Source organism: Brevundimonas sp. TWP2-3-4b2, assembly GCF_049897345.1.
In the GTDB taxonomy this organism is placed as follows: domain Bacteria; phylum Pseudomonadota; class Alphaproteobacteria; order Caulobacterales; family Caulobacteraceae; genus Brevundimonas.
Genome location: NZ_JAFCWB010000002.1, coordinates 592,234 through 612,700, shown reverse-complemented (window position 1 = coordinate 612,700; position 20,467 = coordinate 592,234). Strand labels below are relative to the sequence as shown.

Annotated in this window: 19 protein-coding genes; 13 read left to right on the top strand and 6 right to left on the bottom strand. The window is 66.8% G+C overall.

Going from position 1 to position 20,467, the window contains the following annotated elements; all coding sequences use genetic code 11:
- Nucleotides 1-40 precede the first annotated feature (40 nt).
- Nucleotides 41-1,930, top strand: a complete 1,890-nt coding sequence (locus ACP7AS_RS06605; RefSeq protein WP_426028059.1) for a peptide MFS transporter — start codon at nt 41-43, stop codon at nt 1,928-1,930.
- Between the two features lie 102 nt (nt 1,931-2,032).
- Here the strand turns inward: ACP7AS_RS06605 and ACP7AS_RS06600 are convergent, their stop codons facing one another.
- Entirely contained in the window at nt 2,033-4,111 is a 2,079-nt protein-coding gene (locus tag ACP7AS_RS06600) for a TonB-dependent receptor plug domain-containing protein (protein WP_426028058.1), read from the bottom strand.
- 131 nt (nt 4,112-4,242) lie between these two features.
- Nucleotides 4,243-6,297 (bottom strand): TonB-dependent receptor plug domain-containing protein, encoded by a 2,055-nt coding sequence (locus tag ACP7AS_RS06595; RefSeq protein ID WP_426028057.1) that lies wholly within the window; start codon nt 6,295-6,297, stop codon nt 4,243-4,245.
- 174 nt (nt 6,298-6,471) lie between these two features.
- Here ACP7AS_RS06595 and ACP7AS_RS06590 point away from each other — a divergent pair, with 174 nt between their 5' ends.
- On the top strand, nt 6,472-7,488 hold the full coding sequence (locus ACP7AS_RS06590) for a TraB/GumN family protein (RefSeq protein ID WP_426028056.1): 1,017 nt from the start codon (nt 6,472-6,474) through the stop codon (nt 7,486-7,488).
- Nucleotides 7,485-8,429, top strand: a complete 945-nt coding sequence (locus tag ACP7AS_RS06585) for a TraB/GumN family protein (protein ID WP_426028055.1) — start codon at nt 7,485-7,487, stop codon at nt 8,427-8,429. The genes ACP7AS_RS06590 and ACP7AS_RS06585 overlap by 4 nt, the downstream gene beginning before the upstream one ends.
- On the opposite strand, the gene tldD is transcribed toward ACP7AS_RS06585, so the two are convergent.
- Genes tldD through ACP7AS_RS06565 form a run of 4 tightly spaced genes read right to left on the bottom strand, consistent with a single transcriptional unit; the run spans nt 8,426 to nt 11,602 of the window.
- A complete protein-coding gene (gene tldD, locus ACP7AS_RS06580; protein ID WP_426028054.1) occupies nt 8,426-9,856 on the bottom strand; it encodes a metalloprotease TldD in 1,431 nt (476 codons plus the stop codon). The genes ACP7AS_RS06585 and tldD overlap by 4 nt on opposite strands.
- Nucleotides 9,857-9,895: 39 nt before the next feature.
- Nucleotides 9,896-10,648, bottom strand: coding sequence for a GIN domain-containing protein (locus ACP7AS_RS06575; protein WP_426028053.1), 753 nt, complete (start codon nt 10,646-10,648; stop codon nt 9,896-9,898).
- Between the two features lies 1 nt (nt 10,649).
- Nucleotides 10,650-11,231, bottom strand: a complete 582-nt coding sequence (locus ACP7AS_RS06570; protein WP_426028052.1) for a DUF1700 domain-containing protein — start codon at nt 11,229-11,231, stop codon at nt 10,650-10,652.
- On the bottom strand, nt 11,228-11,602 hold the full coding sequence (locus tag ACP7AS_RS06565) for a PadR family transcriptional regulator (protein WP_426028051.1): 375 nt from the start codon (nt 11,600-11,602) through the stop codon (nt 11,228-11,230). Before ACP7AS_RS06565 ends, ACP7AS_RS06570 begins: the two co-directional genes overlap by 4 nt.
- 239 nt (nt 11,603-11,841) lie before the next feature.
- On the opposite strand from ACP7AS_RS06565, the gene coxB reads away from it, so the two are divergent.
- The 10 genes from coxB to ACP7AS_RS06515 all read left to right on the top strand — a co-directional run bounded on the left by coxB (nt 11,842) and on the right by ACP7AS_RS06515 (nt 20,465).
- Nucleotides 11,842-12,867, top strand: coding sequence for a cytochrome c oxidase subunit II (coxB, locus tag ACP7AS_RS06560; protein WP_426028050.1), 1,026 nt, complete (start codon nt 11,842-11,844; stop codon nt 12,865-12,867).
- A gap of 23 nt (nt 12,868-12,890) precedes the next feature.
- The gene (gene ctaD, locus ACP7AS_RS06555; RefSeq protein WP_426028049.1) at nt 12,891-14,561 is read left to right on the top strand and encodes a cytochrome c oxidase subunit I; all 1,671 of its coding nucleotides are present in this window, start codon (nt 12,891-12,893) and stop codon (nt 14,559-14,561) included.
- A gap of 77 nt (nt 14,562-14,638) precedes the next feature.
- A complete protein-coding gene (gene cyoE / locus ACP7AS_RS06550) occupies nt 14,639-15,607 on the top strand; it encodes a heme o synthase (RefSeq protein WP_426028048.1) in 969 nt (322 codons plus the stop codon).
- 5 nt (nt 15,608-15,612) lie between these two features.
- Complete coding sequence (locus tag ACP7AS_RS06545; protein WP_426028047.1) at nt 15,613-15,792, top strand: hypothetical protein; 180 nt, start codon at nt 15,613-15,615, stop codon at nt 15,790-15,792.
- A complete protein-coding gene (locus ACP7AS_RS06540; RefSeq protein ID WP_426028046.1) occupies nt 15,789-16,355 on the top strand; it encodes a cytochrome c oxidase assembly protein in 567 nt (188 codons plus the stop codon). The genes ACP7AS_RS06545 and ACP7AS_RS06540 overlap by 4 nt, the downstream gene beginning before the upstream one ends.
- Before the next feature lie 51 nt (nt 16,356-16,406).
- Complete coding sequence (locus ACP7AS_RS06535) at nt 16,407-17,324, top strand: cytochrome c oxidase subunit 3 (protein ID WP_426028045.1); 918 nt, start codon at nt 16,407-16,409, stop codon at nt 17,322-17,324.
- Nucleotides 17,321-17,713: a DUF983 domain-containing protein gene (locus ACP7AS_RS06530; protein WP_426028044.1), complete on the top strand. Its 393-nt coding sequence runs from the start codon at nt 17,321-17,323 to the stop codon at nt 17,711-17,713. The genes ACP7AS_RS06535 and ACP7AS_RS06530 overlap by 4 nt, the downstream gene beginning before the upstream one ends.
- Nucleotides 17,703-18,410, top strand: a complete 708-nt coding sequence (locus ACP7AS_RS06525; protein WP_426028043.1) for an SURF1 family protein — start codon at nt 17,703-17,705, stop codon at nt 18,408-18,410. The genes ACP7AS_RS06530 and ACP7AS_RS06525 overlap by 11 nt, the downstream gene beginning before the upstream one ends.
- 50 nt (nt 18,411-18,460) lie before the next feature.
- Nucleotides 18,461-19,672, top strand: coding sequence for a M16 family metallopeptidase (locus ACP7AS_RS06520; protein WP_426028042.1), 1,212 nt, complete (start codon nt 18,461-18,463; stop codon nt 19,670-19,672).
- A 202-nt stretch (nt 19,673-19,874) separates the two neighbouring features.
- The gene (locus ACP7AS_RS06515) at nt 19,875-20,465 is read left to right on the top strand and encodes a GNAT family N-acetyltransferase (protein WP_426028041.1); all 591 of its coding nucleotides are present in this window, start codon (nt 19,875-19,877) and stop codon (nt 20,463-20,465) included.
- The last annotated feature ends 2 nt before the right edge of the window (nt 20,466-20,467 follow it).

Here is a 20,467-nt window from a genome sequence, read left to right as displayed (position 1 = left end):
GCATCGGGATTGAAGCCCGGACAGTCGCAGGAGCACGGGCATGAACATCGTTATCATCCTGGGCCTGATCATTACCTTCGCCACCGGCATCCCGGTGCTGCTGCAGATTCTGAAGGGCCACCCGCGCGGCCTGATCATCCTGTTCTTCGCCGAGATGTGGGAGCGGTTCTCCTACTACGGGATGCGCGGCATCCTGATCTTCTTCCTGACCCAGCATTTCCTGTTCGATGACGCCATGGCGGGGTCGACCTACGGGTCCTACACCTCGCTGGTCTATCTGCTGCCGCTGGTCGGCGGCATTCTGGCCGACCGCTACATCGGCACGCGCAAGGCCATCGCCTTCGGTGCCCTGCTGCTGGTCGCCGGCCATGGCCTGATGGCCTTCGAGGGCCGTCCCGCGACCGAAACCCTGACCTACGGCGGTCAGATCTATGAAATCTCGGCCGAAGGTCGCGGTGCCGACCGGGACGTCAACATCGTCATCGATGGCCAGAAATATGCCTTCGGACCGGCCGAAGGCGGCGGCATCGCCGTGGCCGGCATGCCGGCAGCATCGCCCCTGCCCGCCACCCTGGCGGAGGGGTCGTATGTCATGACCCAGACGCGTGACATGAACGGCGTCAACGTCTTTTATCTGGCCGTGTCGCTGATCATCATGGGCGTTGGTTTCCTCAAGCCGAACATTTCGACGATCGTGGGCCAGCTGTATCCGCAGGGCGACCCGCGGCGGGATTCCGGCTTTACCCTCTACTATTACGGCATCAACCTCGGGGCCTTCTGGGCTGCCGTGCTGTGCGGTTATCTGGGCCAGACGGTCGGATGGTGGGCGGGCTTCGGCCTGGCCGGCATCGGCATGGCGCTCGGTTGGGTCGTCTTCATGCTGGGCAAGCCCCTGCTGGAAGGCCATGGCGAACCGCCGAATCCGGCCGCTCTGAAGAAGCCGTTCCTCGGGCCGCTGAACCGCGAATGGTCGATCTATCTGCTGGGCACGCTCGGCGTCGGCCTGATCTGGTTGCTGGTCCAGCGGAACGCCCTGGTGGGCTCGGTCCTGACGGCCGCGACCGTCGCCTCGCTTGTGTTCATTCTCTACGTCATCATCAAGGTGTGCCAGACCAAGGCGCAGCGCGAGCGGATGATGCTGGCGGTCGTGCTGATCTTCGGGTCGGTGGTCTTCTTCACGCTGTTTGAACAGGCGGGCACATCGCTGAACCTGTTTGCGGACCGCAACGTTGACCTGAGCCTGACCCCGACGGCGTTCCAGTTGCTGGGCGTCACCGTGGGTACGCCGGCCCAGCTGGCGGCCGCGGGCATCGCCACGCCCACCGGCTTCTGGATCGACGCCACCATCACGGCGGCACAGACCCAGTCGTTCAACGCGGGCTTCATCCTGATCTTCGCGCCCATCATGGCCGCGCTGTGGGCCTTCCTTGCCAAGCGCAATATGGACCCCAATCCGGTGATGAAATTCGGCCTGGGCATCATCCAGGTCGGGCTCGGCTTCATGGTGGTGGTGTGGGGCGCGGGGATGGCCGATTCGGCCTTCCAGATGCCGATCATGCTGCTGGCGCTGCTCTATCTTTTCCACACGCTGGGCGAGCTGTTCCTGTCACCGGTCGGCCTGTCCGAGATCACCAAACTGTCCATGCCCTCGGTCGTCAGCTTCATGATGGCCGTCTGGTTCCTGGCCAGTTCCATCGCCCAGTTCGTGGGCGGTTGGATCGCGGGTCTGGCCGGCACGGAGACCGTCGGCGGTCAGGTTCTGGACCCCGGCCTGGCCCTGCGCACCTCGCTCGAGATCTTCGAGAAGCTCGGCTGGGGCGGCATCGCCATCGGTGTGTTCTTCATCCTGATCAGCTTCCTCATCAAGAGCTGGTCGCATGGGGCCAATGACGCCGGAAACCATCCCGCGACCGACGCGACGAAGGTCTGATCCGGGCGTTCGTGCCAACAGAAAGGGCGGGGCCTCGCGGCTCCGCCCTTTTTCGTGCGCGGAGGAAGCACACGACCGTTGAGGGGATGTGGGGCGCCTTGTTCAGAAGGTCTTTCTGATCTGGACGAACAGCCAGGGACTCATCTGCGTGCGGCGCACCTCGCGGAACGCCAGCGGGGCGGTGTCGCGCGGGCCGGCATGGATGTCGCGATCATAGCCCTGGCGACGGTTGGTGGCGTTGCCGAGATCGACGCGGACGGTCAGGTCGGCGCGCGGCTTCCATTGAGCGTAAAGATCGACGTCGGGCTCGGCATAGGACCGGCGGATCTCGCGCACGCGAAAGGCCGTGCCCCTGTCGATATTGCAGCCGTGGCGGAAACCCCACGACCAGCGACCGCCGCGAAGGTCCTGATTGAAGCTCACCCCGCAGCCGAAGGCCTGGTTGCCCTGGAACCGGCGTTCCTGGCCGGTCACCGGATCAACCACGGATGTTTGCGACCAGCTGCCACGCACCTGCAGGCGCCCATTGGGCACGCCCAGATCGTCCATGGGCAGGGTCAGGCGGGTCTGGAAGAAGTTCGACCGGCCGTCGCCGATGTTGCCGACACCATCGAAGCCTCCGGTCAGGGGAATGACATCCACCACGTCCTTGATCTCGGCATGGCTGAGGGTGAAATCGAGCACGCCTTCGCCTCGGAAGCGCCGCTCGTAGATCGCTTCGATTACGGTGGACTTCTCCGGCTCGAGATCGGGGTTGCCGCCCTCGACCTGGCCGATGTCGATGTCGGCCGAGGCGACGAAATCGCCGAAGTCCAGCTGTCCGACCTCCTGTTCCGCCCGGAACCGGAACTGATGGCCCGTCCACGGTGTCCAGGTCAGTTGCAGGCGCGGCTTGGGGAACACAAAGGATTTGGACTGGTCGCTGTCGCCGGACTGGCTGATCTCCGACACCTCGACCCGAACGCCCGCCTCGAGGGTGAATTTGGGGCTCGGTCGCCAGGTCGTCTGGCCGAAGACCTCGCCGCGCAACTCCTCGACCCGGACCGAGGCGGACGGCAGGGGAATGACCACACCGTTCTCTTCAAACGCATTCTTGCTGTCGAGGAAGTTGAAGGCGACCTCGCCTCCGGTTTCGACGGCGAACCGGTCGTCGGGACGGTAGCGCAGTGCGGCGCGAGCGATCGATTCGCCCGCGGTGGCGTCGCCGGTGAAGGTCGAGCTGCCGCCGGCACCCGTCGAAACGCCGGTATAGGCATCCGTGGAATAGCGTTGCAGGCCGGTCAGCTCGAGGCCGAGGCGCGGGCTCAGGTCGCGGGTCCAGTTGACGCCGATCTCGCCATCGACCGAGTCGGAATCCTCGTCGTTGAAGCTGTCAGTTCCGACACCTGAGCGGATCAGCAGGTCCTGGGCGTTCTCGTGTCCGAACCAGCTCAGCAGGCCGTTGACCTTCAGCAGGCCGCCGCCCGCGCGGCGCTGGACGGCACCGGTGGCTCGCACGGTACGGATGCGGTCCCACAGCACCAGATCGGCGTCCTGGATCAGATTGCCGGCCGGGTCATAGCGACGACGGAAACCGTCGCTCGTGCCATCGGTGCGGTCCGAGAAGGCGTTGATGGAGCCCTCGATCTGGTTGTCGCCCTCGCGCCGCGACCAGCGGGCCGAGACCACGGGGCCGATGTGGCCGTCGGGATAGAAATAGGCGTTGGTCTCGATGACCCGCTCGGTGACAACCGTCCGGACCAGGACGACATTGGCGATCACCGACCGGCCCTGCATGTCGATGCCCGGTGCGCCGCCGCGGATCAGGTCGATGCGGGCGACGCCGGCGGCGGAGATGCGGCGCAGGATCTGCTCGAGATCGTCGCTCTTGGTCGAGGGTCGGACGCCGTCGATCAGCACATTGCCGGCGGCCCCGGCGAAGCCCCGGGTACCGCTGTCACCGCCGTCCAGACCGAAGCCGGGCAGGCGGGCAATCATGTCCAGTGCCGTGTCGGGACGGGCGTCGGCGAAGAATGCCGGTTCGAACACCAGCAAGCCCTGCTGGGTTGAGTCGGCCTCGGTCGCGCGGCTCGCAGGACCGGTGGGGATCGGTGCCTGTGCCGCCGACGGCGCGGTCTGTGCCATCGCAGGAGCGGCGAGCGCACACAGGGCCGCACCCGCCAGCCAGACTGTTTTTCTCATGGAACCTCTCCCCGTTGCGGCCTAGGTGCGCGACCGTGCGCGGTGCCTCCAGTTAAAAGCGGGACAGGTGGATTAATTCGGCGACAGGCTTGGGGCGGCTCCGGGGCCATCGCCGCTTTTGGCTGCCGTGCCTAGAAGGTCTTGCGCAGCCGCAGCGACACGAAGGTCCGGGGGTCGATGTAGCGGTTCTCGACGAAGGCGATCGGCCGGGCCGCCGTGCGGGCGGCGAAGACCATGCGCTGGACCTCGAAATCGTCCCAGAGGTTGACCTGGGCACGCAGCGACAGGGTGGCCGTCGGCTTGTACTCGGCCCAGAACTCGAAATAGTTCACGCCGCTGAATCCTGAAGTCTGGTCCGGATCGAAGCTCGTCTGGCTCAGCTTGGCGATATAGGCCCCGCCCCACTGAAGTTTCCACGACGCAATGTCCTGGGCGACGGTGAAGGTGGCCTGCGACGGACGCACGCCCGAGATGGCGCGGGTTTCGCCGGTGGTCGGATCGGTGACCTCCGTGTGGCTCCAGGTGTTGCGGAAGCCCAGCCGGCCACCGGTGAAGCCGAATTTGTCGGTCGGCACCAGGATGTTGAGGGCCAGCTGGTCCAGGGTTCCGTCGCCGATGTTGCCGACCGCCGAAAGGCCGCCGTCCAGCGGGATCACGTCGATGGCGTCGACGATCCTGTCGTGCCGAAGGCCGAGGCTGACGATACCGTCGGTCCAGAAGCGCCGCTCGTACGTCGCCTCGGCGATCCAGCGCTGCTCGGGCTCCAGGTCTGCATTGCCGCCCAGAACATTCTCCTCGTCCAGATCTGACGAGGCGGCGAAGTCGCCGAAATCGAGCTGACCCAGTTCGCGTTCAAAGCGGAAGCGGAACTGGTTGTTGGCCATCGGCGTCCAGGTCGCCAGCACCCGGGGCTTGGCGAAGAAGAAGCTCTTTTCCTGATCGGCGTCGCCGGACTGGGTGATGGTCGAGGCCTCCAGGCGCAGGCCACCTTCCAGCATCAGGTCGGGGCGGATGCGCCATGTCGCCTTGCCGAAGGCTTCTCCCCGCGTTTCCTCGACGGTGACCGAGGCGGACGGCAGCGGCACCGCGACGCCACCGACGGTGAAGGCCTGTTCGGTCTCCAGCATATTGTAGGCGACCTCGCCGCCGCCTTCGAAGGTCAGGGCGGCCGACCGCTCGAAGCGCAGCAGGCCGCGGGCGATGGTCTCGGACGCATTGCCGTCGGAGATGAAGCGCTGTTCGGGGCTGTCGACGCCGCTGACGCGGTTCCGCGAGGTCGAGACGTTATCGAAGTCGTTGAACTGGTGGATGAACCGGGTTTCCAGGTTCACGCGCGCGCTCAGGGGGCGCGTGTACACAACGCCGAATTCGCCGCCTGAGCCGTCTTGCTCGAACAGGTTCTCGCGCCGGGTCGTGGGCGAGGTTTGCAGGTTGATGCTGTAGTAGTCGTTGACGCCATATCGCGCCGTCAGATCGATCTTGCCGCCCATCAAGGGCGTGGCGAAATTGCCCCGGATCGAGGTGCCGCCGCCGTACTGGTCGTTGAAGAAGTCTTCCTGGCGAATGATCGCGCCGCTGGCGTCGCGGCGGATGACCGGTCCCACCCCGTTGGCGTCGCTCATCGATATCCCGTCGCTCAGCGTCACGCCCCAGGTCCGTTCGCCCTCCTTGGCCGTGAACTGATAAGAGCCGCCGAAGATATCCTGGCCACCCGCGAAGATGTTGCCGTTCAGGGTGAGCACCGACTGCCGGCTGGACTCGGTTCGTGTGATGACATTCACGACGACCGCGAAGCCCTGCATGTCGATGCCCGGTGCGCCGCCACGCACCAGTTCGATACGCTCGACCTGGCTGGCCAGGGTGCGCGAGAGGACGGCCGAGCCCGTGTCGTTCTTGGACGCCGGCCGCGAACCGTTGACCAGGACGTTGCCGACCGAGCCCTCGAAGCCGCGGCTACCGTCGCCGTCGACGACGCTGAAGCCCGGAATCCGGCCCACCATGTCCTGGGCCGTGTTGGGCCGCTGGTCCGTGAAGAAGTCGGGGGTGAAGACCAGAACGCCCTGCTGGTTCGCGTCGACCTGGGGGGCGGCGTGCGGTGTCGCCGGAGCCGGAGCGGGCGTCTGGGCCGACGCGGCACCGGCCGTGAGCAGGAGCGCCGTCGTCGCCAGCACAATGGTCTTCGTCATTGCAGGATTCCCCTCGTCATGTGGTGAGAGGTGTGGTCGTCTGTCGCGGTTGTCTCCAGTTACAAGACAGACAGGTGGATTAAATATCCGCCATCATTACATGCCGGTAAGGTATAAGTGCCTTTTTCGCCTTCTTTGTACTTGAGATATCAATGATCAGGTGGGGATGTGATCATGTCTTATAAAGTCGCGGCAGCCGTTGCTGCCTGTGCCCTCGCGCTCACGTCTGCTTCGGTGCCGGCGCAGGCGCAGGCGCAGGCGCAGGCGCAGACCGGGCCGGAGACCGAGGCGACCCAGCTGGACGATGTGGTCGTGCTGGCCCGGCGATCCCAGACCCCGATCTGGGAGGTCAGCCGGGGCGACCGGTCGCTGATCCTCGTCGGCGGCATCCGGGGGCTGCCCCGGGATTTCGCCTGGAATCCCGAAGGCCTGGAGGCGGCGACGGCCCGCGCGGACCGAATCCTCTATCCGCCCGAGGGCCGCGTATCGCCGGCCGACATCATCCGCCTGATCTGGCGTGGCCGGTCGGTGGCGCGGCTGCCCGAAGGCACCACGACGGCCGACTGGCTGCCGGCCGAAACCCAGACCCGGCTTGAGGCCGTCATGGCCGACGAACGCAATGACGACTGGCGCAAGCAAGGGTTCTTCCTGATGCAGTTCAGCCTGCTTCAGGACAAGGCCGGCTTCCGACGCGGCGGCCGCGATGTGGAGGATGTGGTCAGGCGCGCTGCGCGCGGGGCCCGTATCCAGGGCGAATCCGTGGGCTTTGTGCGCGGTGACGAACTGGTCGATGACCTGATCACCGCCACGCCTTCGGCGTCCGCCCCCTGTATCGCGGCGGCGGTTCTGGCGGCGGAGGCGGGGCCGACGGCCTTTCTTGATCGCGCCGAGGACTGGCGCGGCCTGCGGGTTCCCGATGTGATCGCCAATCCGCTCGACGTCGCCCTTGGCCAATGCTGGCCGTGGGGCGATCCCGAGATCGGGACCCAGCTCCGGGGCCAATGGCTGACGGCCCTGTCGACCGCGCTCGACCAGCCTGGTGTCACCCTGGCGGTCGCCCCGCTGAGGCTTCTGGCCGAGCCGGGCGGGGTTCTGGACGGGCTTGAAGCGCAGGGGTTCGAGGTGGTGGGGCCGGAGTGGAAGGCCGACAAGACCCGGCATTCGCCCGGACCGGGGATGCACCGACCATGAACAAGTCACTGCTGGTCTCGGCGATCATCCTCACGCTAGTCGTGACCTTGGCGCTGTCCGCCAAGGTACAGGCCCAGGAAGAATCGGCGACCGTGCTGGACGACATCGTCGTTGTCGCCCGTAGATCGGGCGCGCCGGTCTGGCTGGTACAGAACGGGGAGGCGACGGTGATCCTCGTCGGCTCGCTGGCCGGCGTGCCTGCCGACACGCCGTGGCGTCCCGAGGCGCTCGAGGCCGCCGTGGCCCGGGCGGATTCGGTGATCCTGTCCCAGTCGGCGACGATGACCCTCGGTGACTATTTTCGGCTGCGGCGCGCCCGGGCGCATCTGCCGGAAGGCAAGACGACGGCTGACTATCTGACTCCCGAGTGGCAGACCCGTCTTGCCGACCGGGAACGCGCCCACCGCCGCGACTACGAGACGCGCGGCCTGACCTGGATCGCCGACGACCTGCTGGGCGCGCAGCTCAGGTATCGGCCGGGCACCGGCCGGTCGGCCAGCGACGTCGTCCGGGACGCCGCTCGACGGTTTCGAAAGCCGGTCGACGAAGTCGGCAATATGAACGGACGTCACATCGACGAAGCGGTCGCCGTCCCGGACGAGGGCCAGGTCGCCTGTCTGACGGCGGCGATCATGACCAATGAGAGTGGCGTTGAGGGCGTGCGGGCGAGAGGTCTGGCGTGGACGCGTCAGGACGTACCCGCAGTGCTGGCGAATCCTCGGGAATGGGCGGCGGACCGATGTCAGTGGTTCGCCGACGAGACGCTGATCGCCCAGGGGCGCACCCAGTGGTCCGAGGCCGTCGGCAAGGCGCTGGCCGGCGCAGGAACGACGATGGTCGTCGCGCCCATCTCTGTCGTGGCGGAACCGGGCGGACTGCTTGATCAAGCCGAGGGGCGCGGCCTGGACGTGGTCGGGCCGGAGTGGAGGCCGGTGCCCTAGACCGCCGTGCCGCCCACCGTCAGGCCGGTGATCTTCAGGCTGGGCTGGCCGATGCCGACCGGGACGCCCTGGCCGCCCTTGCCGCAGACCCCGACACCGGGGTCGAAGGCGAAGTCGTCGCCGATCATCTGCACCCGCTGCAAGGCTGTGGCACCGTCGCCGATCAGGGTGGCCCCGCGCACCGGGGCGGTGATCCTGCCGTCCTCGATGAGGTAGGCCTCGGTGCACTGGAAGACGAATTTGCCGTTGGTGATATCGACCTGGCCGCCGCCGAAATTGGCCGCATAGAGACCGCGCTTCGTCGAGGCGATCATGTCGGCCTGTTTGTCCTTGCCGCCTTCCATGAAGGTGTTGGTCATGCGCGGCATGGGCATGTGGGCGAAGGACTGGCGGCGGCCGTTGCCGGTGGCGCGGGCACCCAACTGACGCGCCGACATCCGGTCGTGCATCAGCCCGACCATGATGCCGTCCTCGATCAGGACCGTGCGCGAGGTCGGCGTCCCCTCGTCATCGACCGACAGGGACCCGCGGCGTCCGGCGATGGATCCGTCGTCGACGACGGTGACGCCCGGTGCGGCCACGCGCTGGCCCATCATGCCCGAGAAGACCGACGACCCCTTGCGGTGGAAGTCGCCCTCGAAGCCGTGGCCGATGGCCTCGTGCAGCAGAACGCCGGGCCAGCCGGCACCCAGAACCACGTCCATCTCGCCGGCCGGACAGTCCACGGCCTCCAGATTGACCAGGGCCTGGCGCAGGGCCTCGTCGACCTGGGCCTGCCAGCGGTCGGGGGCGATCCAGGTCTCGAAGCCCGCGCGGCCGCCGGCCCCGGCCGAGGCGCTCTCGCGCTTGCCGTCCTTCTCGACCGTGATCGAAACATTCATCCGCACCAGCGGGCGCAGGTCGCGCACCAACCGACCGTCGCCACGCAGGATCTCGATCTGGCGACGCTCGCCGATCAGGCTGGCCGAAACCTGCACGACGCGCGGGTCGCGGGCGCGGGCCCAGGCATCGATCTCGGACAGCAGGGCGATCTTGTCGGAAAAAGGGGGGGAGGCGAGGGGGTCGATAGCCTCGTAAAGCTGCTGGTTGGTGGCGCGCGGGGCCTCGGCGGTGGTGCCGGCATGGCCGGATTTGGCGAGGGAGGCGCTTTCGGCGGCGCGGCGGATGGCGGGGCCGCTGATCTCGTTGGCGTGGGCATAGCCGGCGGTTTCACCCGCCACGACCCGCAGGCCGAAACCCTCGCTGGCGTCCCAGGCGGACGATTTCAGCCGGCCGTCGTCGAAGACGAGGGATTCGCTCTCGGACCGTTCGAGGAACAATTCCCCGTCGTCGGCCCCTTCGAGCGCGCCTTGCAGGATGGAGAGGGCTTCGTCGGCACCGATGTCGGCGCTGTCGAGGATGGCGGGGGGCGATACGAGGACGGTCATGGCTCCTAAGTAGGGGCTGACCGCCCTCGCGTCACCGGGTCAGTTCTGGCTGATGTCGCCGGACCCCGAGATAGACTGCTGCAGATTGGCCGGACGGCGGGTCAGATCGACGTCGCCGGACCCGGAGATATCGATGCGGGCCGAGCCGGTGGGGCCGACGCTGACATCGCCGGAGCCGGAGGTATCGACGTTGGCGTCGGTGGTCCGAAGCGCCGTCAGATCCGAATCGCCGGATCCCGAGATGTCGATGGTCGCCGTTTGCGTCTGGCCGGCGGCGTCGACATCACCCGAACCCGAGACGGTCAGGGCGAAGGTCGGCTGGTCATAGGCGCGGATCGACAGGTCGGCGGAGCTTTCCAGATCGAAGGCCTTCACCGACGGGGCAATAATGGTCACCCGCATGCGGTCGCGGACGTTCCAGCCGAACACGACCTGGTCGGTGTGCTCGTCCGTGCCGGTCCAGGTCAGCCGGCCGTCGATCAGGGTGACGCGGTCGACCATGGACTTCTGGCCGGTGACCACGACCGAGGGCGTATCCCCCTGCATGTAGACCACCTCGCCGGGGACCTCGACCGTCAGCCGGTCACCGCCGGTCCAGGTCAGGTTGCGGGTGACGGACGGGCCGTCGTCGCCGCGCTGGAAGTGGACGGTGCGGTCGCCGCCGTCGTCGGGAAAGGTCCAGGTCCAGCCGTGGCGGGCCAGGTCGTTGCCGCCGATGGCGGCGGCTCCGGACAGGGCGGCGACGCAGAGCACCAGAGCGGCGCCCGTGATGATGAGAAGGGTGCGGATCATGTCAGTCTCCCTGGACCTGAGCGTGGGGTTCGAGCGCCGGCTTGAGCAGGCGATAGTGCAGGCGCGCGTACCAGACGGTGGCGTTGACCAGCAGGATGGTGGCGACGGCGGTCAGGGCCCCGACCGCGGTGGCACCGGCCATCATGCCCAGCCCGCCGAGAATGGCGGTCATGACCCCGCCGGGGAAGCCGGCGACAGGGCCGGCGATCATGACCACACCCCCGCCGACGAACACGCCGATGGCAGCCATGAAGAAGCCGAACAGGACCCCGACCACGCTCATGAAGATGGGCAGCAGGATCAACAGGTCGATCGCGCCGAGACCCAGGACCGCGAATACGGCTCCGGCAGCGGCCGACGGGTTTTTTTCCTGATGCCAGCGCTGGGCCCCGGCCTCAGCGCGTAGTTCGCGGGCCAGGCGATCGGGATCGCCCAGGGCGGCCGCGACCTCGGCTTCCGAGCGTCCGGCGGCGGCACCGTCCTCGAAATGGGTCTCATAGTCCGAGGCGATATCGGCGGCGGCGGCGGTCGGCATGCCGACCAGTCCGCGGCGCAACCGGCCCATGAATTCGGCGCGTGTCATAGTTCAGCTCCCTTGTCGGCATGTTTCGCGGCGGGCGCGGCGGCGGGTAATGCCCCGTCGAGAACGGATTCGACCGCGCGGGCAAAGGCCCGCCATTCGGCCGTCTGGGCCTCCAGGGCGGCGCGGCCACCGTCGGTCAGGCGATAGTATTTACGCGACGGCCCGGACGCCGATTCGACCATATAGGTCTCGACCTGTCCGTCGGACTGCATCCGCCGCATCAGCGGGTAGATCGTCCCTTCCCCCATGTCGATCGCGTCCGACAGGGTTGCGGCGATCTCATAGGCATAGCTGTCATGCCGGTTCAGGAGCGCCAGAACGCATAGCGTCAGCACCCCTTTCTTCAGCTGTATCTCGATTGTTTCGGGCACGTGGCGTCCTCCTTCGATGCCCAAGACGTATCGCAAGGTATCTGGTGACGCAAGGTAGCTGTCATAACATGACGATGATTTAATCTGCGGACCGATGGCCGCAGCCGCTCGCAATCTCATGCTGATCGCTTGGCAATCGCCAGACAGGGCGATATGCACCGCCCGCAGAACGGCTGAGGACACCATGTCCAGGGGTCAGCTTGCGATTGTCTCGCAAGCGTTTGCGACGAAGCGGTAATATGAGGATGTTTCGTATGGGGATGGGCACGCGGGCCCGGGCGTCGATCGGCGGTGGTTTCACCGCCCTGTGCCTGGCCGTATTCTCGGCCACGCCGACCTGGGCGCAGGACCTGATGGGTCAGCCGACGGACGGCGGCATCGGTCTGCAGCCGGCGGCCTCGCCGCTGAAGGTCGAGGCGATCTTCTTCCACGACGTGATCCTGATGCCGATCATCACCGGCATCACCCTGCTGGTGCTGGGCCTGATCGTCTGGCTCTGCATCCGCTACAACAAGAAGAGCAACCCGGTTCCCGCGAAATGGAGCCACAACACCCTGGTCGAGATCATCTGGACGGTGCTGCCCGTCCTGATCCTGGTCTTCATCTCGCTGTTCTCGTTCCGCCTCCTGTTCGCCTATCACGACATGCCGACGCCGGACCTGACGGTGAAGGCGACCGGCAACCAGTGGAACTGGTCCTACGAGTATCCGGACCAGGGCATCGCGGAATACGTCTCCAGCATGCTGCCTGAGGACGAGATCGCGTCGCGCGGCATGCCGCACAGCCTGTACCGCCTGGCCGCCGACGAACCGATTGTGGTGCCGGTCGGCAAGACCGTGCGCGTGCTGGTCACCGCCGCCGACGTCATCCACGCCTTCGCCCTGCCGGCCTTCGGCCTGAAGACCGACGCCGTCCCCGGCCGGGTCAACGAGACCTGGTTCCGCGCAGACCGCGTAGGCACCTTCTACGGCCAGTGCTCGGAGCTTTGCGGGTCCGAACACGCCTTCATGCCGATCCAGATCAACGTCGTCACCCAGGCCGAGTTTGAAGCCTGGGTCGCCTCCAAGGGCGGATCAATGACGCCGAAGACGGCCGAACAGGCCCCGGGCGGCACGACCGCCCAGGTCGCCGCCGGCACCACGGGCGCGCCGACGGTGACCGACGCTGCCGTCACCGCACCGCCTTCCAGCCCGACGGCCAACGCCGCCACCGCCCAACCCGCTGCCTCCGCCCCGGCTCCCGCCGCGGCCCCGGCGGCCCAGTAACGATACGCGAGAGCCCACAGATCATGGCCACCGCAGCCGAAAACCTCGCCCATGACCACGACGGTCATGACGACCACGACCACAAGCCGGGTTTCTTCACCCGCTGGTTCCTGTCGACCAATCACAAGGACATCGGCACCCTCTACCTGCTGTTCGCCATCATGGCGGGCCTGGTGGGCGGCGTTCTGTCCGGCCTGATCCGCCTCGAGCTGGCGGAACCGGGCATCCAGTATTTCGTCCAGGGCGGCCTGGTCGACAAACTGGGTATCGTGGAGGCCTCGAACCACGGCTACAACGTCACCGTCACGGCGCACGCCCTGATCATGATCTTCTTCATGGTCATGCCGGCCATGATCGGCGGCTTCGGCAACTGGTTTGTCCCGATCATGATCGGCGCGCCGGACATGGCCTTCCCGCGCATGAACAACATCTCGTTCTGGCTGCTGGTCGCCGCCTGGATCCTGCTGTGCCTGTCGATGTTCGTCGACGGCGGACCCGGTAAGGGCTTTGGTGGCGGCTGGACGATCTATCCGCCGCTGTCGACCAAGGGCCACACCGGCCCGGCCATGGACCTGGCGATCTTCTCGCTGCACGTGGCGGGTGCCAGCTCGATCCTCGGCGCGATCAACTTCATCACCACCATCTTCAACATGCGCGCGCCCGGCATGACGCTGCACCGGATGCCGCTGTTCGCCTGGTCCGTGCTGGTCACGGCCTTCCTGCTGCTGCTGTCGCTGCCGGTTCTGGCCGGTGCCATCACCATGCTGCTGGCCGACCGTAACTTCGGCACCACCTTCTTCGATCCGGCCGGCGGCGGTGATCCCGTCATGTTCCAGCACCTGTTCTGGTTCTTCGGCCACCCCGAGGTCTACATCCTGATCCTGCCGGGCTTCGGCATCATCAGCCACATCGTCTCGACCTTCTCGAAGAAGCCGATCTTCGGCTACCTCGCCATGGCCTATGCGATGGTCGCGATCGGCTTCGTCGGCTTCATCGTGTGGGCGCACCACATGTACACGGTCGGCATGAGCGTGAACCTGCGCGCCTATTTCATCGCCGCGACCATGATCATCGCAGTGCCGACGGGGGTGAAGATCTTCAGCTGGATCGCCACCATGTGGGGCGGCTCCATCAGCTTCAAGACGCCCATGCTGTGGGCGATCGGCTTCATCTTCCTGTTCACCCTCGGCGGCGTGACCGGCGTGGTCCTGTCCAACGCGGGCATCGATTACAGCCTGCACGACACCTACTATGTGGTGGCCCACTTCCACTATGTGCTGTCGCTGGGTGCCGTCTTCGCGATCTTCGGCGGCTTCTACTACTGGTACGAAAAAATGTTCGGCGTGAAGTACAACGAGTTCCTCGGCTGTGCGCACTTCTGGATCATGTTCGTCGGTGTGAACCTGGTGTTCTTCCCGCAGCATTTCCTCGGTCTGCAGGGGATGCCGCGCCGGTACGTCGATTACTCGGACGGCTTTGCCTACTGGAACATGGTCTCGTCGGTCGGTTACGCGATCACGGCCGTGGGCGTGCTGGTCTTCCTGATCATGCTGGCCGAGTCCGCCATCCGCCGTCGTCCGGGCGTCGCCAACCCGTGGGGCGAAGGCGCCACGACGCTGGAGTGGACCCTGTCGTCGCCCCCGCCGCATCACCAGTTCAACGAACTGCCGGTGGTCAAGACCGACGAACACTAGGACCGGACACACTGGAACGGACATACCGGGGCCGCTCTTTCAGGTGAAAGGGCGGCTTCCGGGTTTTTGAAAGCGCCATGACCGACACCACCACCCACCCCGCAGTCTCGATGGCCCGGCCGGAAGACTTCTTCCAGCTGCTGAAGCCGCGCGTCATGTCGCTGGTGATCTTCACCGCGGTGACCGGACTGGTCGTCGCGGGCGGGGACATCGACTGGATCTCGGCCGTCATCGCCATCCTGTGCATCGCCGTCGGCGCGGGCGCGGCCGGGGCGCTGAACATGGCGATGGAGGGCGAGATCGACGCCCTGATGCGGCGCACCCGCGGCCGGCCGGTGGCGGCGGGGCGGGTCGGCAAGAACGATGCGATGGCCTTCGGCGTCATCCTGTCGATCTTTTCGGTCATGCTGCTGGGCATGACGACCAACTGGCTGGCCGGAGGCCTGCTGCTGCTGACCATCGTCTATTACGCCGCCTTCTACACCCTGCTGCTCAAGCGGCGGACGCCCCAGAACATCGTCATCGGCGGCGCGGCCGGTGCCTTTCCGCCCGTGATCGGCTGGGCCGCCGCGACGGGCCAGGCACCCTGGCAGGCTTGGCTTCTGTTCCTGATCATCTTCCTGTGGACCCCGCCGCACAGCTGGGCCCTGGCGCTGTACTCGGCCGGAGACTACGCCAAGGCCGGCATTCCGATGATGCCGGTGGCGCGGGGGGCGAAAAGCACCCGGCTGCAGATCCTGCTCTACAGCCTGGTGCTGGTGCCCGTGGCCGTCGCGCCGGGCCTGACGGGTCTGGGCGGGTGGCTCTATCTGGCGGTCTCGGGGACCGGAGGCCTCGGCTTCCTGTTCCTGGCGGTGCGTCTGTTCCGCAGCCGCGCCGGCGACCAGCCCGACAAGGCCGAGGCCGTGGGACGAGAGGCCGCATTGTATGACGTGCGCGCGGAGGCCAAACCGGCCCGCAACCTGTTCGCCTTCTCGATCCTGTATCTGATGGCGCTGTTCGCGGCCCTGCTGGTCGAGAGCGTCGCCGCCATCCCTGGACTGTAACCACCATGAACCGCCTGACCCCGGACCAGCTGAAAGCCCGCACGAACCGCAACAGGGCCATCGCCGGCGTCTTGGTGGCCTTCATCGTGCTGGTGTTCGGCGTGACGGTGCTGAACCTCAAGCGCAACATCGACGCCCGCAAGGATGCGATCGCCGCGGGCCGCCCGGTCGGCTACGCCGGATGAAGCTGTCCCGAAATGCCATCGCCCTGGTCTGCGCCGCCGGCGTCATGGGCATGACCGGCGCGGCCTTCGCGGCTGTGCCCCTGTACCGGATGTTCTGCCAGGTCACGGGCTTTGACGGCACGGTCCGGCGGGCTGAGAAGGCACCGGATCAGGTGCTGGACCAGACGGTGCTGATCCGCTTCGACACCAATGTCCGTGGCCTGCCGATGACGTTCCGCGCCGAACAGGTGAGCCAGCGGGTCCGTATCGGCGAGACGGGCATCGCCTATTTCGACGTGACCAACACCTCGAACCAGCCGATCCACGCCAAGGCCGCCTACAACGTCGTGCCGGAACGGGCGGGACCCTATTTCCAGAAGCTGCAGTGCTTCTGTTTCGACGGCCAGACCATCGCGGCCGGCGAGACCCGGAAATTCCCCGTCCAGTATTTCGTGGCACCCGAGCTGGCGACCGATGCTGAAAGCCGGGGCGTGGGCGAAATCACGCTCAGCTACACCTTCTATCCGACCAAGGACTTCGATCAGGCTGCAAACAGCGGTTCTGCTACTGGCGCGGCCGGATAGCCGACGCTATAGCCTCCTTCCTACGACTCTCGACAGTTTCAAGAGACCCTGATGGCCGACGCCCACGCCGCCCCGCATCACGACTACCACCTGGTGAACCCCAGCCCGTGGCCTCTGGTCGCCTCGCTCGCCGTCACGGTGATGATGGTCGGCGCGGTGGTCTGGATGAAGGGGCTGGTCACGGTTGAACCGGATGCCGCCATGTCGGTGGCCGGTGCCCTGCTGGCCAAGGGCGACATGGCCCTGTTCTTCGCCGGTCTGGCCGGCGTTCTGGTCGCGGCGGTCGGCTGGTGGGCCGATGTGATCAAGGAGAGCCAGGCGGGCGATCACACGCCGGTCGTCTCCATCGGCCTGCGCTACGGCATGATGCTGTTCATCGCGTCGGAGATCATGTTCTTCGCGGCCTTCTTCTGGATGTTCTTCGAGATGGCGGTCTTCAACGAAGCCCGCGCCCATATCCCCGAGATCAGCGGCTGGGCCGATACGGCCAAGGCCTGGTCCACCTGGCCGCCCAAGGGTATCGAGACCCTGGATGCCTGGCAGTTGCCGCTGCTGAACACCGTGATCCTGTTGCTGTCGGGCACCACGGTCACCTGGGCGCACCATGCGCTGCAGGTCGGCGACCGCAATGCGGCCAAGATCGGCCTGGTCATCACGGTCGTGCTGGGCGCGCTGTTCACCGCCGTGCAGGTCTATGAGTACCAGCACATCCTGCACGAAAACCTGTTCTTCAACGCGGAAGCCGCCAACTCGGGCCTGTACGGTTCGATCTTCTTCATGGCGACGGGCTTCCACGGCTTCCACGTCCTGCTCGGCACCATCTTCCTGCTGGTCTGCCTGCTGCGTCTCATGGCCGGCCAGATGACGCCGCAGAAGCATTTCGGCTTCGAGGCCGCCGCCTGGTACTGGCATTTCGTGGACGTGGTCTGGCTGTTCCTGTTCGCCTTTGTCTACGTTACCTTCGGGTGACCGACGGCCCCACAGGGCTTGATCTTCAACCGGCGCGGATCGACCCGATCCGCGCCGGTCTTCTTTGTCGCTGTCCCAACTGCGGCAAGGGCCCGCTGTTCGCGGGCTTTCTCAAGGTGGTCGACCGCTGCGCCGTCTGCGGTTTCGACTTCACCCACATGAACACCGGTGACGGTGCCGCCATCTTCATCATGCAGATCGCCGGCGGGATCGTGGTGTTCGGGGCCCTGTTCGTGCAGGTCGCTTACAATCCGCCCATCTGGGCCATGCTGGTCGTGGCCCTGCCGCTGGTTCTGGCGCTCTCGCTCGGGCTGATGCGGCCGGGCAAGGGCGTGATGATCGCCCTGCAGATGCGCAACAAGGCAGGCCAGGCGGGCCATGACGACTGAGCCGACCCGCGCCCGGTTTCCGTTCGGCCTCACCCTCTTGGCCGTACTCGTCTTCGTGCTGCTGTGCGGCCTCGGCGTCTGGCAGGTACAACGGCTGCTGTGGAAGGAAGGCCTGATCCGCCAGTCGGAGGCCGCCGCCGCCCTCACGCCGGCATCGCTGGCCGAGGTTCTGGCCGCGCCCGACCCTGCGTTCCGCAAGGTGGCGATCGACTGCCCCGGACTGGCGAGCGCCCGCTACGTCGAACTGCAGACGATCCATGACGGGGTATCCGGCGTGCGGCTGTTGTCGCTCTGCCGTCCCTCGGGATCAGCGGAGGTGTTTCTGATCGACCGCGGCTTCGTCGCCGGGGAGGTCTCGGCCCGGCCGCCGGTTTCGCAGACGGTCGCGCCTGTGCGCGTCATCGCTGAACTGCGCCAGACGCCACCGCCGGGCCCCATGGCCCTGCCGGTCGACAAGGGCCAGTTCTTCGCCCGGGACAACGCCGCCATCGCCCGGGTCCTCGGTGCGAGGACCATCAACCCCAACACCCTGTTCGCCGTCACATCCTCCAATCCGGAATGGCTGGCGCTTCAGCCCTCCGCGCCCCCCGCCGCCTTCTCCAACAGCCACCTCGGCTATGCCCTGACATGGTTCGGTCTGGCGCTGGCCCTGGCGGGTTTCTACATCATCCTGCTTCGTCGAAGGCTCACCTCCTGACCGCTACCCTGCACACCCTTTCGAATGGCGTCCGTGTCGTCTGCGATCCGATGCCCGGCCTGCGCACCCTGGCCCTGACGGTCGCCGTGCGCGGTGGAGCCAAATGGGAGACCGAGGCCACCTCGGGCTGGTCCCACTGTCTAGAACATCTGGTGTTCAAGGGCGCAGGCGACATGGGCGCGCGCGAGATCGTCGAGCGGATCGAGGCCGAGGGCGGGTCGCTGAACGCCTCTACCGGCTATGAGCGCACCAGTTTCGAGGTGCGGGCGCTGGACGGGTCCCTGCCACTGGCCATGCAGGTGGTGTCGGATCTGGTGTTCCACCCCAAGCTGGACACGGACGAGATCGAGCGCGAAAAGGACGTGATCGCCCAGGAGATCGCCGAGGCGTTCGACACGCCCGACGATCATATTTTTGAAATGGCGCAGACCAAGGCCTATGCCGGCCAGCCGCTGGGCCGGCCGATCCTGGGATCGGTGAAGAGCCTGAAGCCGATCACCCGGGCCTCGATCAGCGATTGGCGCGCACGGCTGTATTCGCCCGACCGGATGGTGGTGGCCGTGTCCGGTGCCGTCAACGAAGCCGAGTTGCTGGCCCTGGCCGAGCGCTGGTTCGGGTCCGCGACCGCCACGGCCGCCGCTGCACCGGACATCCCGCGCTTCACCGGCGGAGATGCAGCCCTGTCGCGGCGGATCGAACAGGCCAATATCGTCTTCCAGCTGCCGGCCCCGGCGGCCAGCGATCCGGCCTATGCGGCGGCACGGCTGATGACCGAGATCCTCGGCGGCGGCATGGCCTCGCGCCTGTTCCAGAGCGCCCGCGAAGAGCGGGGGCTGGCCTATGCCATCGACGCCTATCACGAGCCCTATGAGGACGCCGGCATCCTCGGCATCTATGCCGGTGCCGCCGCCGAGCGGGCGGTCGAACTGGCCCAGGTGTGCGCGGCGGAACTGAAGGCGCTCGCCGAGGCCGGGCCGACGGCGGCGGAGCTGTCGCGCGCCAAGGCCGTGATGAACGCAGGGCTGTGGATGTCGGATGAGAGTCCGTCGGCCCGCGCCGGGCGGGCGGCGGCCCAGGTCCTGATTTTCGGTGCCCCTGTTCCGTCCGAGATCATGGCGGAACGGATGCTGGCCCAGACGGTCGCCGACGTGCGCGCCGCCGCCGCGGCCTCGCTGGTGGCCGGCAAGGCCGCGACGGCGGTGTTGGGCCCGAAGACGGCCGCGCCCGCCGGTGTGGCCTTCCGCGAAGCCCTTTTCGGCTGAGCGTCGCCCGGCCGTCACCCTCGGGCTTGACCCGAGGGCCGGACGTCGTCGCAAGCCCGGTGTCCGTGATGGCCCCGGGCCGGCTGAGCCCCCCTTCACCCCCCCGCGCACCGGATCGTCTGGTCCTCGGGTCAAGCCCGAGGATGACGGGGGAGGGGGAGGGGAGGTTTTCCCTTCGAGAACGCTGGGCTAGAACAGCGCCATGGCTCTGCTGGATTGGATCAACGAGGCGACCGGTCCGGTGGTGAAGGGCGCGGGCGTGACGCTGAGGGCACCGCGCGCTGCGGACTATGAGGCCTGGGCCCTGCAGCGTCAGGCCAGCCACGCCTACCTCCAGCCGTGGGAGCCCAGCTGGCCCGAGGACGATCTGACCCGCGCGGCCTTCAAACGGCGATTGTCGATCTATGCCCGCGAAACGGAGGCCGGCAACGCCTGGCCCTTCTTCATCTTCGCCGACGTGGACCAGGCCCTGATCGGTGCCATCACCCTGTCGAATATCCGGCGCGGCGTGGCCGAGACCGGCACGCTGGGCTACTGGATCGGTCAGCCGTTCGCGGGCCGCGGGTATGCGACAGCGGCGGTCCGGGCCATGATCGGCTTTGCCTTTCAGGATCTGAACCTGCACCGGCTCGAGGCGGCCTGTGTGCCGGGCAACACAGCCTCGCGCCGCGTCCTCGAAAAGGCGGGCTTCGGGCTCGAAGGTGAGGCCCGGGCTTATCTTAAAATTAACGGCGCATGGGCAGATCATCTTCTGTTCGGCATCGTGAATCACGGAGCCGGGCGCGGCGGCTGATT

What these genes read in the sequence shown, in the direction of transcription:
- ACP7AS_RS06605 (WP_426028059.1), top strand. Translation starts at nt 41, where the DNA reads ATGAACATCGTTATCATCCTGGGCCTGATCATTACCTTCGCCACCGGC.
- ACP7AS_RS06600 (WP_426028058.1), bottom strand. Translation starts at nt 4,111, where the DNA reads ATGAGAAAAACAGTCTGGCTGGCGGGTGCGGCCCTGTGTGCGCTCGCC.
- ACP7AS_RS06595 (WP_426028057.1), bottom strand. Translation starts at nt 6,297, where the DNA reads ATGACGAAGACCATTGTGCTGGCGACGACGGCGCTCCTGCTCACGGCC.
- ACP7AS_RS06590 (WP_426028056.1), top strand. Translation starts at nt 6,472, where the DNA reads ATGTCTTATAAAGTCGCGGCAGCCGTTGCTGCCTGTGCCCTCGCGCTC.
- ACP7AS_RS06585 (WP_426028055.1), top strand. Translation starts at nt 7,485, where the DNA reads ATGAACAAGTCACTGCTGGTCTCGGCGATCATCCTCACGCTAGTCGTG.
- tldD (WP_426028054.1), bottom strand. Translation starts at nt 9,856, where the DNA reads ATGACCGTCCTCGTATCGCCCCCCGCCATCCTCGACAGCGCCGACATC.
- ACP7AS_RS06575 (WP_426028053.1), bottom strand. Translation starts at nt 10,648, where the DNA reads ATGATCCGCACCCTTCTCATCATCACGGGCGCCGCTCTGGTGCTCTGC.
- ACP7AS_RS06570 (WP_426028052.1), bottom strand. Translation starts at nt 11,231, where the DNA reads ATGACACGCGCCGAATTCATGGGCCGGTTGCGCCGCGGACTGGTCGGC.
- coxB (WP_426028050.1), top strand. Translation starts at nt 11,842, where the DNA reads ATGAGGATGTTTCGTATGGGGATGGGCACGCGGGCCCGGGCGTCGATC.
- ctaD (WP_426028049.1), top strand. Translation starts at nt 12,891, where the DNA reads ATGGCCACCGCAGCCGAAAACCTCGCCCATGACCACGACGGTCATGAC.
- cyoE (WP_426028048.1), top strand. Translation starts at nt 14,639, where the DNA reads ATGACCGACACCACCACCCACCCCGCAGTCTCGATGGCCCGGCCGGAA.
- ACP7AS_RS06545 (WP_426028047.1), top strand. Translation starts at nt 15,613, where the DNA reads ATGAACCGCCTGACCCCGGACCAGCTGAAAGCCCGCACGAACCGCAAC.
- ACP7AS_RS06540 (WP_426028046.1), top strand. Translation starts at nt 15,789, where the DNA reads ATGAAGCTGTCCCGAAATGCCATCGCCCTGGTCTGCGCCGCCGGCGTC.
- ACP7AS_RS06535 (WP_426028045.1), top strand. Translation starts at nt 16,407, where the DNA reads ATGGCCGACGCCCACGCCGCCCCGCATCACGACTACCACCTGGTGAAC.
- ACP7AS_RS06525 (WP_426028043.1), top strand. Translation starts at nt 17,703, where the DNA reads ATGACGACTGAGCCGACCCGCGCCCGGTTTCCGTTCGGCCTCACCCTC.
- ACP7AS_RS06520 (WP_426028042.1), top strand. Translation starts at nt 18,461, where the DNA reads ATGCCCGGCCTGCGCACCCTGGCCCTGACGGTCGCCGTGCGCGGTGGA.
- ACP7AS_RS06515 (WP_426028041.1), top strand. Translation starts at nt 19,875, where the DNA reads ATGGCTCTGCTGGATTGGATCAACGAGGCGACCGGTCCGGTGGTGAAG.